This is a genomic window from bacterium, assembly GCA_023150945.1.
Classification (GTDB): Bacteria; Zhuqueibacterota; Zhuqueibacteria; order Zhuqueibacterales; family Zhuqueibacteraceae; genus Coneutiohabitans.
The window spans coordinates 670,358-685,176 of the sequence record JAKLJX010000001.1; the positions used below are offsets into that span (position 1 = coordinate 670,358).

Genomic DNA, 14,819 nt, shown 5'->3' on the forward strand with positions numbered 1-14,819 from the left:
TCCCGGTGTGATTGCATTCAATGCGAAACAGTTCAACCGTACTCGATAGGACCAACGGGCACGGCTTTCTGGCTGTCATGAGAATCGGGAAGTAGAGACACGGCGAAGAGGGCGGCTCATGCCGCCAGCTCTGCTCGCGCGCAGCGACCGCGGCGAGGTTCACTTGCGGAGGCGGTGATCAGCCGAGGTTCGCGCTTCACGACACGGCATCGATTTTGGCGGCGAGCACGAAGTCTTTCCGGCTGATCCCGCCGGCGTCATGCGTCACCAAGTCGATGACGACACGGTTATAGACGTTTGACCATTCGGGGTGATGGTTCATGGCTTCGGCCAGCAGCGCCACGCGCGCCATGAAGCCGAATGCCTCCACAAAAGAGGGGAATTGAAAGGATTTGTGCAGCTTGCCGGCGGCAATCGTCCAGCCGGACAGCCTGGTGAGTTCCTGGTTGATCTCCGGCTCGGTGAGTTGGTGAACGGCAGCCATGGCAAAATCCTCCTCGCGAAATGAGTGGCAGGTGAACGCCGTGCTCGTGCTCTGACTTTCAGCGGTGTTAGAATAAAAAAATTCTGCTGCGGCGCAAGGCCAAAAAATCAGAAGGACGCAAACAGAAAGGGCGAAAGCAGGTTTGCTTTCGCCCGAGGCCAGCGAATGGAGTGTGCCGCCACGTGCCTGACCGAGGTGGGCCAGGCAGTGGCCGGGGTGAGGGGAATTCTATTTCAGCAACGTCATCACTTTGGTTTGACGCTCGAGCGCCGTGGTCACGGTGAAGGCGCCGTTGCTCACCTGCTCGCGAATCTCGAGGGCGTAGAGGTATTTGCCGCTGGGCAGCGCCTGGAAATCATTGTCCAAACCATTCCACACATGCCGGTGCAGGCCGGGCGACAGCACGCCGTCTTGCATGGTGCGCACCGCCTGGCCGAGCATGTTGTAGATGGTGAGCACGACATAACTTTCCTGCCGCAGGAAATAGCTGATCTCAGTCTGCACGTGGCCGGCATTCAGATTGAAGGGGTTGGGGAAATTCTGATGCAGCGTGAACAGCCGGGGTACACCATTGCTGGTGCCGCTGCGGTCGCCCTGCAAATCGTCCACGAAAACAAAGTACATGGTCAGGGCCACGTCGGTGCGGCCGCCTGCGGCCATATTGCCGCCCAACTGCACACGGCCGGGATAGTAATGCGCCTTCCAGATTTGCATCTGATCGGTCGGACCGTTGATGAGCACGGATTTGCTGACCCGGGTGAAATTGTCGGTCAGCCAGTTCGGCGCCGGCTCGCCGCGATTATCATAGGCAATGTAAACGTCCGCCTCGCGATTGAGATTGAATTCGAAGAAAGTGTTCGAGCGATCGCGCCGGTCGCGATAGGCAGTGCGGAACATCAGCAGCCCCTCGAATTTCTTCGGGACGCTGGTGAGGGTGTGGACGCGATCGATGTAAAGCCGTTTGCCGGCGCGCAACGTGTCGATTTGGTATTCCTTGCGCGACCAGGCGCTGATGGTGAGACTGCCGCCGGGAATCTGCCCCGGCGCGCTGAGGCGATAAGTCAGCACCACCGGTTGGGCCATGACATTGCCGTTGTTGGAAGCATCGGCGACGCCGCGCACCGTGACGGTGAAACTGTGATCGTGCCAGTGCAGCGAAGTGGCGAGCGTGACCTCCGTGCCCTCGTCGTTCAAACTCGCAGAATAGACCTGCACATTCTCCGAGATTCTGTAGTTGTCGGGATTGGTGGCCGTGGCCGCGCTGACCTTTTCATCAAACAAGACCGTCACCGCCAGCAGGTCAGCCGCCAAAATTGCCGCGAGGGCAGCCGGCGGATCGAGATCATTGGCGCGAAAGGTGTAGGCCATGACCGCGGAGCTGGTCATGGTGTTGGGCGCAGGCGCGCGGTCGGCGATGCCGAAGACCGTCAACGCGTAGGTCCTGCCGTCACTGTGGGCGCTGGTTTTGAGATGCACGCCGCGACCGTCCAGATGCAGCGTCGCGCCGTTGAGCGTGATGCCCTGGTTGATGCTGTAATTCGCGAGATTCTCCGCGCTCGCTTTGGTGACCGGCTCGTTGAAGCGCACCTCGACGGTGGTCTCGTCGTTGGCGCCGACGTACGTCACCACCGGTGCCTCGCGATCCACGCCCTGTTGTTCCAGGCGGTAGCGCACTTGCGTGGCGCTCAGGACATTGGCATTGGCCGAGGCATCGGTGATGCCGCTCACCGTCAGGGTGTAGTCGCGATCATAGACATGCGCGGCAGTGGTCAAGATGACTTCCGTGGCTTCCGCGTTCAAGCGTGCGGTTTGCACCTGGACGTTGTCCGAGATGCGATAATTCGACACCTGCTCGGCGGAGGCTTTGGTGACGCGTTCATCAAAGGTCACACTCAAAGTCGTCAGGTCGAGCAGCGCCGCGGCGAGCACGGCCGGCGCCTGCTGATCGTTGGCGCGATAGGTGTAGGCCAGCGTGGCCGCTTCCGGCATGACGTTGGGCGTGGCCGCCAGATCGGCGAGGTTGCGCACCGTGAGCTGATAGCCGGCGCCGTCCTGATGCGTGCTGGTCTTGAGATGCACGCCACGGTTGTCCGTGTGCCGCGCAATGCTGCTGATGGTGATGCCGCCGGTGATGGCATAGTTGTCGAGTTTTTCCGCGCTTGCCGCGGACACCGGCTCATCGAAGCGGACTTCCACGGTGGCGGCATCGACCGCGCCCACATAGGTGACGATGGGCGGCGCCTGGTCGAGGCCGGTGAAGGTGTAAGTTGCCGACACTGCCGGGTTGATGCTGTTGGGCGGCAGGGCAGCGTCGCTCACGTTTTGCACCGTAATCGTATAAGTCTTGCCGTTGCTGTGCTCCGAAGTTTCGAGAATGACGGTGCGATTGTCCGCCTGCAGCGTGGCGCGCGCAATCACAATTTGCTGGTCGATGCGGTAGTTGCCTTTGTTCTCGGCGCTCGCCTTGGTCACCGGCTCAGTGAACTCGACCGCGACGGTGGTTTGATCGAGCGCGCTCACCGCGCTGATTTGCGGCGGTGCCTGATCCGTCACGCTCACCTTGGCCGACACTTCCGCGGAATAACTGCTCTCGTTGCCGGCCTGGTCATAGGCCGTCACCACGAAGTAATACGTTTTGCCTTCTTCAAGATTATCGAAGGTTGTCACCAGCTTCAAACCTACATCGCGGGAACTGGCCGCGGTGTAAGTTTGCGCCGTGAGGCTGTAGTACACGCGATAGCCGGCGAGATCGGGTTCGCTGTTCGCGTCCCAGCTCACCGTGAGGCTGCCGGGCCACGCGGAAGAGAACAACAAGTTCGCGCAGAAAAAGAAGGGAAGAGATCGCGCCGCACGGCGCGAGGGTGGCGCCGCCGGCAATCGTTTCGCGCGCGCTGCCGGTGGCCTGCCCTCGGTGTGCGGCCGGGAAAACAATGCTACCCACACGGTGTGCAAGTCCTCCATAACAAAGCCATCATCCTAATCATCCTACTCCGGCGAAAACAATTCGCCGCCGCGCCCAAACGCAAAGCATATGCCATGCGCCGGCAGCAAAACAACGGCTTTTGATTCGCAAGCAATTAGCGGAAGGCAGGTTCAGCGCGGCGCGCAATCGCGCAGTGGAAATTACTTCGCAGTAATTCGAAAGCGTAAGGTTTGAAACGCAAAACGGGCGCGAGAAATCTCTCGCGCCCGTTTTGGATTTGCAATCACCATTGCGGAGTGTCAGGTGCAGATGCCACGTGCGGCGCGGGCATGCCGTCGCCTCAGGTATTCTTTTTCCAGGTGGGATGAGTGATGTTGTGGTAATTGATCTTGTAGTTGAGCGCGCGCGGCGAGATGCCGAGCAATTGCGCCGCGTCCTTCTGCACCCAATTGCGCAGCTCCAGCGCGCGCAGAATCGCTTCCTTCTCGATGACTTCGAGATTGAGCGTGTCGAGCGAGATCAAGTCGCCGTCGTTGGAGCGGCGCCGGTCTTTGCCACCCGCAGCAAAGTAGTCCTTGCCGGCCATCGACAAATCCTTGGGCTTGATCTCTTCGCTCTCCTCCGAAACCAGCACGGAACGCTCGACCAGGTTTTTGAGCTCGCGAATGTTGCCCGGCCAGTGATGGTTGGTGAGCAGATCCATGGTCTCGGCGGAAAAGCCCTTGGTCTTCTTGCGAATCTCGCGGGAGAATTTGCGGCGGAAGAATTCGGCAATCAGGGGAATGTCTTCGCGGCGTTTGCGCAACGGCGGGATGTGCAGCGTGACCACGTTGAGGCGGTAGTACAAATCCGCGCGGAAGTTGCCCATCTCGATCTCGGTCCACAAGTCTTTGTTGGTGGCCGCGATCACGCGCACATCCACCTCGATGGCGCGGTTGCCGCCCAGGCGGGTGAAGGTTTGATCCTGCAGCACGCGCAGAATCTTGGCCTGGGTGGAGAGGTGCATGTCGCCGATCTCATCGAGAAAGAGCGTGCCCTCGTGCGATTGCTCGAACTTGCCGATGCGGGTTTGATACGCGCCGGTGAAGGCGCCCTTCTCGTGGCCGAAAAGCTCGCTCTCCAACAGGTTCTCCGGCAGCGCCGCGCAATTCACTTTGACGTAGGGCTTCGCGGCGCGGTGGCTGATGAATTGGATCAAGCCGGCGATGAGTTCCTTGCCGGTGCCGGTTTCGCCCTGAATCAGAATGGTGGCGTTGCTCTTGGCCACTTTCTTGATCAAGGAAAAAATCTCCTTGATTTCGGGACTGCGACTGACCAGGGGGTAATGATAGTCGAAGCCGAAATTCTTGCCCCAGGAACTCTCCCCGTCCGGTGGCATGCTCTCCACCAGCTCCAGGTCCTTAACGTCTAGTTCTGTCACGATGCTCTCACCCGCTGGTTTGTCGCCGGCTGCCTCCGTCCTTGAGAGACAACTGGCTTCCCTTCTGCCGTGCTTCGCTTCGCGCAAGCAGGCAAGATCATGACGTTCGACCACCTTGTCGAACGATGCGATCGCTTCCAATTTTGGGTTGAGTTGGAGGGGAGTGAACTACCGATTGGCCGTGAACGATTGTGCTGATCGGAGCACTCGCATGCGACTCTACGCCGGATCGTCGCCGCCACCCCATCATCGCGCAGGCGGGCAGCGACAGGCTTCTGACAAGCCGCTTACATTTTGGCAATCTCCATACCACCAGGCGTTACGAATGTGTCGCGCCTTGCTGCGCCCAGCAGTGCCCGGAGATCTTGGGCAACGGCCGAATGGCCAAACTGTTTTTCAAGAGCTTACAGTTTCGAAATCGTTCCAAGTCGCAGAGAAGTGACAAAGATTCGTCTGCCTCGGCTAGCGCATATCACGTAATTCGAAGCTTTTACATGAACCGATTTCGAACAACTGTTTTGTAATGAGACACTCAAAATTACGATTTTGTACTCAACCGCAACCTGTATATAGTAGCGCCATCGCCAATCACATGCGGAAATGAAATTGCCGCTCCCGGCGCCGGCCGCGATTTCAAAATCGGCAAGGCTGCCGCGCCCCGCTCCTTGCAGGCTTGCACTCTCGTAAGAATTGGTCCCGTTGTCAAGGCGCCCTCACAGCCGGGGACGGGCCGCTGCGACATACCCCGTCATCTCCAGATAACCCCGGCCCGTGATTCGCCGGCCGGCCCGCGTGCCCGTTGCCGCGACGCATCCTTCCCAATAGATCACGCCGGTGGTGGCGCGCGTATCCAACTCCTGGTCCGCCACCGGCGTGGTTACGGTCAACTGATAGTCCCGGAACTGGAGTTGCCACGCGAGAGGATACTTCCCGCCGGATTTTCCGCTTCGCCACCAGCCGCCAGGAATCGCCTGGAATGCCTCGAACGAAATGCGCTCCGTTCCGCCGTCGGGCTGAATCAACGTGCCGGCAGAATAGCGGGAAATCGTGCCGTCCGCGCGGCGCAGGCGATAGAGCATGATCGCCGTGGCGTCCGACAGATGCAGGCTGAACCAATCCCATCCCACCGCCTCGCTGGAATCGACGCCGGTGAAGAATTCATGATCCATCCAGCTCACGCCGCTCACTTGCGAGGAATCCGCGCCCAGCGTCAATCGCCCATTCGTGCGGAGATTCGGCAGGGAATAGTAGTAGGAAGCTTCGCCCGGTTTCGGACCCTTTTGCGACAAGCCGCCGTTGCCCTGCAGAACCGGCGGCATGGTTGGTTCCAGCACGAAGGCAATGCTGCCGAAACTGCTGGTTGCCTGCAGATGCAGGCGGCCGTGCCTTGCTCTTGCCGACCAATCACCCACAAACACATTCAGGGAATCAACGCTGGCGCCGGCAAGCTGCAAGGCACCGCGTGCGACTTTTTGCTCGAAGTGGAATCTCTGCTGCGTCACCTCGGTAATGGCGAAATGGCCAACGTAGCCGTCGCGCAAAGCCCAAGCCGAGGGCCGGTTGCGGGGAGCGGGCGTGAGCGCGTTGCGAAAAATGGTGAATTGATAGCCGAATGCCCTGCCCTCGGCGCTCTGCAGATTGCCGGTGAAATACCACCATTCCGTGCGAAACTCCGGATGCTGGCCGTGATCACGCGGGAATTGCCAGGCACGCGGCGCGCTCGCCAGCGCGAAAGCGGCGGCGGCCTCCTGGCCTTGCTGCGAAGACGGCCGAGTTGACCAAGCGGTCGAAGCAAGCGCCACCATCCACGCCAGAACTCCCAGGATCGTCGACAAGTTTTTCGCCACGGCGAAATTCACTTTCGTGAGGTTGATTTGCGTTTGTGTTTGACCGGTGAGATAAAAAACGCCCGCCCCAATCTGGAGCGAGCGTTGGAAATATAATCGCCGGCGGCGAGGCAGTCAAATTCTATTTCGGGAAACTGCCATTCCAGCGACCGTTACTTGACCAACGTCATCCGCCGCGTCTCCGCAAACGTCGTTGTGCCGGAGGCATCCTGCGCCGTGAGACGATAGAGATAAACACCGGTGGCCACGGTTTGCCCGTTTTGATCGCGGCCGTCCCAAGTCAGCTCATGCCAGCCCTGCGCCATCTCGTTGTTTGCCAGCGTGCGCACCAGTTGGCCGGCGCTGTTGTAGATGTGCAACTGCACGCGGCCCGCTTGCGGCAAGGCGAATTTGATCACGGTGCTGGGATTGAACGGATTGGGATAATTTTGCGCCAATTCGTATGCCGTCACGACCGCGGCCGTTTCTTCCGATTCGCCGTCAATTGACTTGGGCAAATCGCCGGGCCCGGGCAGCGTGCCGGAGGAGAAATGATGCAGGAAGAAGACATCGCGCTTCACCTGCAAGGCTTTCGCGCAAATCGTGCCGCGGAATTGCGAATTGTTGGAGAGCACGACGGTGGCTGCAGGCGCGTTGATATTGCCCAACACATACGCCTCTTTGCCGATCGTCATGGTGGTGGTTTGTCGGGTGTTGAAAGTGACTTTGGTGCTGCCGGCCTCACCATCTGGCACGATTTGAATGGCGATGTCCTTGCCGAGCTGGAGATTGCTCACGACATTGACGGTAACCGGGCCGTTGCTGACATCGATCTCAATCACCGCTTCCTCGCCAAGGTATTTGAGCTGATTGAGATAGTAGTCGCCGCTGCTGAGCTTGAGCGTGCTCCAGCCGTTCATGGTGACGACGTTGTAGGAGCCGGGCGCCAGCGTGAGCGTACCGTTCTGCGGAATGGTTTTGCTGGCTCCGCCGGCGGTGTAGCTGAAAGAGGGCAGAGGCTGAGCGCTGATCGGCGCGCCGGAGATCGTTCCGCCCAACACCTGGGAGGTGGGATGCACCGAGACGATGCCGGCGGAATGGGCATAGCCGTCGATGGTGTTTTCCTTGCCGATGGTGATCTTGCCGACGGCCGTGAGATTGCCTTCGAACGCGGTGGGATCACCGCGCAGAAAGTCGATCTTGCCGTTGGAATGAATATCACCCTGGGAGGGAATCTGCTTGCTGCGTTCGATGACGACATAGTCGGCGAGGAAGACGAAGGGTTTGACAACGGCACCGCCGCAGGCCGGCAGTGTGAAAGTGCTCCAGGGTGAGAAATTCACCAGATCACTCACCACGTCGCCGGTACCGGAGGGATTGGAGGCATGAGCCGGGCCGCTGGCATCGCCCCACCAGTTGTCAATTGCATCCAGTGACACGGTCGAGGTGTTGTACACACCGTAGCTCGTCGTCGAACCGCCGCTGCCAAGAACGTTGTTGTCATAGATGCAATTGTCGTGAACGGAGACGTCCGTCAGGCTCTGGAAGAGGCCGCCGGAAGTAGGCGCCAGCAGGCGGATGCCATACGTGGCTCCGGTAATCTCATTGCCGCTGATGTCCCATTTCTTGGATTCCCCTGCAATCATCGCGGCGGCGCTCACATACAGGCCGTAATAATTCGCCGGCGCCGGATCGAAACTGCCGCCCAGCATCTTGTTCTCGGTAATGGCAAGGTCAGTGACAACGTCATTCGGATCGAATCCCATGGCGACGACGTAGTCCCTGAAAGTGTTGCGGTGAATGGTCACGAAGTCTGCCTGGTTGATCCAAATTGCCAGGCGTGAGCCATCAAAAGTATTTCCGGTGAACTCCCAGTAGGCAAAGGGATAATCGACGATGGAAATCCCGGTATCTCGAAACTCCAGGAATTCGCAATCCCGAATGATGGCGGGATCCGCCGGCGAAGCGCCGCACGAGCGAATCTCGATGCCACGATAGGCTGCCGTGCTGCTCGTGGCGGACCCGGAGGTCAGGCCGGAATTCCGGAACGTGATTCCCTCAATCACGGTGGCGGCGCCGGTGGCACAGCTCGTGCTGGCGCCGATCATCAGCAGAGGATTGCTGGTGCCACCTGAGCTCCTTTCGATGATGGTGGCGCCTGCCCCTGCCCCTCGCAGTGTAATACCCAGTTGTGGATTGGGAATGACGATGGACACACCCGGGTCCAACGTCACGGTCCCGGCTGCAATCTCGATGACGTCGCCCGGACTTGCTGCATTGATGGCATCTTGGATGTCACTGGCGGTGGCGGGCACGCTAACGGTCGCGGCCGTGGCCAGGAACGGCAGCACAAGGCTCAGTCCGATTGCCACAACAACCCGACCGCTTGCCTGTCTCACGCTACCCCAAAACCGTAGCCTGTCATACATTGCGCTTTTCTCCGTCTTTGGTTAGATACATTCTGCTCGCTGAAAACAAAGCTTCATTCCCACGCGCAGGACACGGGACAGTGGCGGGATGGGCACGCCCAAGTGGGAAGGATTGTGGTCACTCGGAACGGGCCTTCCCGCCACTCGCGCGGCGTCATGGCATGAACGCAGATTCTCTCCGATTTCAGCAGGTCAATTGACGCTATTTCACCAAAGTCATCCGCCGCGTTTCCGCAAACGTCATTGTGCCGGAGGCATCCTGCGCCGTGAGACGATAGAGATAAACACCGGTGGCCACGGTTTGCCCGTTTTGATCGCGGCCGTCCCAAGTCAGCTCATGCCAGCCCTGCGCCATCTCGTTGTTTGCCAGCGTGCGCACCAGTTGGCCGGCGCTGTTGTAGATGTGCAACTGCACGCGGCCCGCTTGCGGCAAGGCGAATTTGATCACGGTGCTGGGATTGAACGGATTGGGATAATTCTGCTGCAACTGATAACTGACCACTGCTGACTGGCCACTGGACATTTCTTCATCACCAACCGGTTTGGGCAACTGGCCCGGCCCCGGCAGACTGCCTGGCGAATCATGATGATAGAACAAACAGTCGCGCAGAACAGTGATTTCCCGCGCGCAGATCGAGCCGCGGAACTGCGTGTTGTTGCCGAGCACGACTTTGGCAGCGGGCGCCACGATGCTGCCGAGCACATAGCTTTCCTTGCCGATGGTCAGATCCGTGCTCTGCATGCTGTTGACTGTCACCTTCTTGCTGCCGGCTTCACCTTCCGGCGTCACGCGAAACTCGACATCTTTGTCGAAGAAGGCTTTGCCAACAACATTGATCGTGATCGCGCCCGCGCCGACGTCCAGGACGAGCACCACGTCATTTTTGATGATGAACTGATTGAAGTAGTAATCGCCCGCGGAGAGTTTGAGCGTGCCGAACTTGTTCACGGTGAGATTGCCGTAGGAGCCGGGCGCGAGCGTCAACGAGCCGCTCTTCGGGACATTGTAGTTCGGCCCGCCGGCGGAATAATCCAGCTCGGGCAAAGATTCCACATTCACCGCAGCGCCGGCAGTGGCAGTGCCGGTGATCGTGGAGCCGGCATCGACATGAATGGTGCCGCCGGCAGTGACCTCACCGGAAATCGTATTTTCGCTGCCGATGATGGCGACATTTCCGACCGCGGTGACGTTCACTTCATATGTGCTGGGATCACCGCGGCGAAAGACGACGTTCCCGTTGGAATGCAGGTCGCCCGCCGGCGGCGTCTGCTTGGTGCGCTCGATGGTGATGAGTTCATCGGCGAGAAAAACAAAGGGCTTCACCGTCGAGGTTTTGATCAGCGTGGCGTTGTCGATCGCCAGGAAGGCGAACTCATTGTTCGCGAACCAGCCGTAGCGATTGCCGCCGATCGTGCTGCCAATGATATCCGTCGGATCGCTCAGCACCCAGGTCTTGAGAGTCGTGCCGCCGGCATCGCTGATGCTCAGCTCACACGCCAACACGCCGCTGCCGGCATCATAGAATTTGTGCTGGAAGGTGTACCAGCCGGTGGCGGTGATGGCAAAAGGTTCGCGCCCCGGGTTCTTGGGAAACGAACTCGAGCGCGTGGCGTTGTTGCTCGCGCTGATGACAAAGCGCGGGCCGCTGCCGGTGCCATCGGTGTCGTTGTAGAAGCCGGCGTTGAACACGAAATCGCGGCGATGCGAGCCGGCCGGGAGGTTGATCGCGGAGGTGAAATCAAAGCGCGTGTCATTGGTGGAGGTGGCGCTCAAATTGAGGTAAATGTCGAGCTTGGTGATATAGCCCGCGGCGGGAAACTGCCCGCCGGCGGCGCAGGCAGTGGCAGCGCAGCCCGGCACGAAGCTGTAGCCGCCCCAGTTGGTGGCTGCGCTCGAGGCTTGTGTGCCTCCGACGCCGCTGCCCACGGCTTCCGCGTGAAAGCTGCCGGTCTTGGAGGTCACGCCGTTGTTGCCGGACGCCACGCGCGTGGCATTGAGCGCGCCACCGAAGATCGTCCAGCCGCTGTTGTCGGTTTCGAAGCCCTGCGTGTAGAACGTCTGCGCGAAAGCAGTACTGCATAACAGCAGAAAAGCGAAGGCGGACGCAAAGACTTTCTTCATTACCGCTTCTCCTTTGTTTGTGAACCTGGAGGAGCCTGCCCCTCCATGCCTCATGTTAAGAAATACCGGTCAGACCGCCGCGCCAAGCACAGATTTCAAGCAGTCCGGCTTGGCGCGCTCCACTACCGGCGTCGTTGAGAAATTGACCGGAGGAAGATCCTGGAAGCCCGCCCCATGTGACGCTGCACTCCGCGGCTTCGCGGCTCTCCTCCAGTCAAAAAAAGTTACTGCCGATGAATGACTGCATGCCCATGCCGTCAGGCCTCATTTCACGAACGTCATCCGCCGCGTTTCCGCAAACGTCATTGTGCCGGAGGCATCCTGCGCCGTGAGACGATAGAGATAAACACCGGTGGCCACGGTTTGCCCGTTTTGATCGCGGCCGTCCCAAGTCAGCTCATGCCAGCCCTGCGCCATCTCGTTGTTTGCCAGCGTGCGCACCAGTTGGCCGGCGCTGTTGTAGATGTGCAACTGCACGCGGCCCGCTTGCGGCAAGGCGAATTTGATCATGGTGCTGGGATTGAACGGATTGGGATAATTCTGTTGCAACTGATAACTGATCACTGCTGACTGGTCACTGGTGACGCTTTCTTCGCCCTCAGCGGCAGTCTTGGGAATCGCTCCCAGGCCGTGGAAACGCACGCGGGCATCTTTGTAGATCACGATACTCTTGGCGCAGATCGAGCCGAGAAAACCGGCATTGCTGCCCAGTTCCACCAGCGCATTGGGCGCGACCAGGGTGCCTTGATAACCACCATCGCTGCCCAGCACGACTTTCTTGATGCCGCTGTAATTGATCGTGAGCTTCCGGGAATCGCCGCCCACGATGATGATGTCGGTATTCTTGATGAAGTTGATCTGGCCGCAGACATTGATGGTCACCTCACCCGCCGAGACGTCGACGCGCAACCGGGAACGATCATCCAATTGCAGCGTTTTGACGGAATACACGCCGGCGGAGAGGTCGAGCTGCGCATTCTTGTCGGCGCGCAAAACATTGTAGTCGCCAGGCGCAACGTACTTCTGTCTGTTCTTCCCGGCGATGATGCTGCTCACGCCGCTGCAGGTGTAGGACAAGCTGGGCAGCTCGAGGGCGGCAACCGAGGCGCCTGGGGTGATGGTGCCTTCGACCGTGGCGGCCGCATCGACTCTAATCATGCCTCCAGCCGTGAGGTCACCCGGCGCGGAGATGGTGTTGTAGCGATTGACTGCGATATCGCCGACGGCAGTAGCGCTGCCGTTGTGCGTTCCCGGCCGCCCGTTCTCATACACAATGCAGCCGTTGGAATGCAGATCGCCCTCGACGGACAAGTAGTGATCGAGCTTGAGGAAGGTCTTGGCGAGCAGGACAAAGTCTGGCCATTGCTTCAGCGGCTGGCATTGCGCATTGATCGCCCACGGGCAATAGTCCACATTGCCGGTGACGGCATCGCCTGTGCCGTCGGCGTTAAGGGCCGCAAGCGTCTCGGCGCACGGCGGGACTTCCGTGGTGCCGGCGGGGTCGTAAGGGCCGCTGGCATCACCCCACCAGTTGAGCTCCGCATTGACGATCTCCGTCACATTGGTGGTATTGACCTGCACGCCGAAATTGGCGTTGCCGCTGAGGTCATTGCAGGTAAGACGCAGGCGTTGCGTGTCGATGACGTGGCGGTCAATGTTCACCCCGGCATCGCCGCAATTCCTGATGAGATTGCCCGTGATCTCAATGTCCTGGCCTTTGATATTGATGCCATAACGCGTCGAATTGCTCAGGTCATTGTTCGCGATGGTGACGAACGTGGTATTGCCATAGAATGAGACCGCGTCTTTGTTGCCGGTGAGCGTGTTTTCTGCCACCGTGAGATGAGCCAGCACACTGCCGCCGATGCCCCGGCCGGTGAAGCCGGTCACCGTGTTGCCGGTTAGGTTGGCGTTGCTGGTGTTGTTCATGAAAATTCCGGACTCATCGCCGGCGGGATTGGCGCCCAGGGTGATGACGTTATCCGCGATGGTGACCCCGTTAGCGGGACTGGGCTGCACCGTCACCCCTGCCTTGTTCACCACCATGCGATTGCGTTCAACCGTCAGGTTGTCGGCGCCCTTGCACAAAATGCCAAAATAGCCCGTGACGATGTTGTCTTGAATGGTGATGCCGTCATCCCAGCAACGCACGACCGCTTCATCGGCATAATGAAAAATCGGGCTGCCTTGCAGCGTGAATCCCGCCAGCGAGACATTGGTGACCCCGCTGGGTATTTCCACCAGTACGTTGGGATTGGCCAGCGGCAAGCCGGTGATGTCGATGATCGACTCTGCCGAGGGATCCGTGCGTGCGCCGGAGGCTGTCGGGTCGACACCATACTGCGCCCCGCGCAGGTCGAGGGATTTGTTGATCGTCACGCGTTCGTTGTATATCCCTGCGTCGGCCTGAATGACATCGCCGGGATTGGCGGCATTGACCGCGGCCATGATGGTTTGATAATGAGTTCCTTGCGTCAAATTATGCACGCGCGGCGGAGCCGGCGGCGTTAACGTGGCATAGCCGAGGGCCAGACTTCCATCCGGGGCGCCATAATCGGCGTCGTAGATGATCATCCAGTCCGCGTTCGGGTTCGAGTTGGGAACGACCCAGCACTCCTGTAAATCGTGTTCCGCGGTGGCAGAAAGTATTGGATTGGAAGCCGGACCGGTGGTACCGTCATGCCAGGTCCAATTGGCAGGATTGATGAAAGCTGCTTCCAGAGCTGCCGGCGCGAGGCTGGCTTGCGCTGCCGCGTTGATTGCCAGATAAAAATTATTGTCTCGTGGGTCGACGTGAACTTTGCCGTAGCCGCGATCGTATCCCAAATCAACGAAGCTTCCCGAGGGCGTCCAACCCGCGGTTACGCCGGAGGGCAATTCCAGCGGACCCCAACCTGGGCGACCACCGATACCGGCAAAGGCTTCCCACACATCGTCACCGTTGACGCTGCGCACGAGCATGGTTTGTGACTGGTTCGATTCGGCAAACGCATAGTAGGTCCCATTCAACTCGACCACATCATGGAAGCCGTAATAGACAAAGCCATGCGCATCCGTAAACGTGGCCGCGTTGGGAATGGTGAAGGTGCTGATCAGCGTCCAATTCACCAGGTCATTCGAGACATAGAACTTGTGCTGCGGGTTGTTGCCGACCGATCCCCAGGCGCGATAGGCGTAGGTCGTGCTGCTGATGGTAATCGGCCAGTCCTTGATCACGAAATGCGTTTCGGGAATAATGCTGGTCATGGTTGCCGCGGCAGGGAATCCGGTGGGACCGGTCGCCGTCGCAGCATAAGAAATTTGATTCCCGGCGGCGCGATCTTCAAAGAAGACGGTGAATGTGCCGTCCGCGCCAAAACCGCTGATGTAGCGCGGTTCGAATGAACCAGGCGCTGGATTGGCCAATGGCGCCGTGGGTGTTTGATCCGTTACCGTAACCGGGAATTGCGCATTGGCTGCGCTCAAGGCGGCGAGCAAAGCAGCCGCCACATACCACAGGCGAAATCTTTCGAGCTTCATGTCACATACCTTTCTTGCATCTACAACGCGCATTCGAACTGCGGAAAGCCAGTGCTCAGTGATCAGTGGTCAGTGATCACTGAGCACACAGCAGTC

At 59.3% G+C, this 14,819-nt stretch carries 7 protein-coding genes; all 7 read right to left on the reverse strand.

Annotated features, from left to right (window positions below; translation table 11 throughout):
* Positions 1–196: 196 nt before the first annotated feature.
* The 7 genes from L6R21_02585 to L6R21_02615 all read right to left on the reverse strand — a co-directional run bounded on the left by L6R21_02585 (position 197) and on the right by L6R21_02615 (position 14,723).
* Positions 197–484: a 4a-hydroxytetrahydrobiopterin dehydratase gene (locus L6R21_02585; protein ID MCK6558061.1), complete on the reverse strand. Its 288-nt coding sequence runs from the start codon at positions 482–484 to the stop codon at positions 197–199.
* A 228-nt stretch (positions 485–712) separates the two neighbouring features.
* On the reverse strand, positions 713–3,445 hold the full coding sequence (locus L6R21_02590; GenBank protein ID MCK6558062.1) for a fibronectin type III domain-containing protein: 2,733 nt from the start codon (positions 3,443–3,445) through the stop codon (positions 713–715).
* A 302-nt stretch (positions 3,446–3,747) separates the two neighbouring features.
* Positions 3,748–4,827: a sigma-54 dependent transcriptional regulator gene (locus L6R21_02595; GenBank protein MCK6558063.1), complete on the reverse strand. Its 1,080-nt coding sequence runs from the start codon at positions 4,825–4,827 to the stop codon at positions 3,748–3,750.
* 713 nt (positions 4,828–5,540) lie between these two features.
* On the reverse strand, positions 5,541–6,674 hold the full coding sequence (locus L6R21_02600; GenBank protein ID MCK6558064.1) for a carotenoid 1,2-hydratase: 1,134 nt from the start codon (positions 6,672–6,674) through the stop codon (positions 5,541–5,543).
* 152 nt (positions 6,675–6,826) lie between these two features.
* Positions 6,827–9,025, reverse strand: coding sequence for a right-handed parallel beta-helix repeat-containing protein (locus tag L6R21_02605; protein MCK6558065.1), 2,199 nt, complete (start codon positions 9,023–9,025; stop codon positions 6,827–6,829).
* Positions 9,026–9,284: 259 nt separating this feature from the next.
* A complete protein-coding gene (locus tag L6R21_02610; protein MCK6558066.1) occupies positions 9,285–11,204 on the reverse strand; it encodes a T9SS type A sorting domain-containing protein in 1,920 nt (639 codons plus the stop codon).
* Between the two features lie 264 nt (positions 11,205–11,468).
* Complete coding sequence (locus L6R21_02615) at positions 11,469–14,723, reverse strand: right-handed parallel beta-helix repeat-containing protein (GenBank protein MCK6558067.1); 3,255 nt, start codon at positions 14,721–14,723, stop codon at positions 11,469–11,471.
* Positions 14,724–14,819: the final 96 nt, after the last annotated feature.